This window comes from Priestia sp. P5_B4 (genome assembly GCF_056400385.1).
This window is the reverse complement of record NZ_JBFULJ010001494.1, coordinates 1-559: the sequence shown is the minus strand read 5'-3', so window position 1 is coordinate 559 and position 559 is coordinate 1. Positions and strand designations below refer to the sequence as shown.

Here is a 559-nt window from a genome sequence, read left to right as displayed (position 1 = left end):
CTATAGATACTACATGTTTTTAGTCTTGTTCTTCATCCTATAAAGAAACAATAATAGGTGAATGACAATCTTTGTATACTTTGTATTCACCCTTATAATATACTATTGTTACTTTCATTCCTCTGTTTTGCATGTCATCTTCCTCCTATTATCGATAGGTAAGTCTTTGAAGTTATCTCTAACTTTTCCCCCGATCCGCACGGTACGTGCCACTTTCACGGCATACCGCGGTCCACCTATACTGTAGTTTTCCTTCCATCTAATAATGATAAATTCTAAGCAAATAACGCTAGTTGTTCATAATTTAATTCCACTTCAACTTGTGATTAAATACAGATTTCCTCGTTTTTGACTAGCTTTCGTAATTTGTTAAGTCTGTCTAACTGTTCCTCATTGAGTTTTAGTTCATTGAGTAGTTGGTTTATGGTTTCTTTTTTTGTTGTGTGTATTAGTCTATGGACACTTGGTTTGATGATGGTAAGGTTTTTGTAGCTGTCATCCTTTGTTTCACTCCATAATTGCTTATGGTGACAATGCATTTCCCAGGGCAAGAGTTTCT

The 559-nt window shown here is 35.1% G+C and carries 1 pseudogene; it reads right to left on the bottom strand.

The features are described 5' to 3' along the window. Positions 1-326: 326 nt before the first annotated feature. A pseudogene (locus AC1DRF_RS31795) lies at positions 327-559 on the bottom strand (group II intron reverse transcriptase/maturase); the annotation flags it as partial.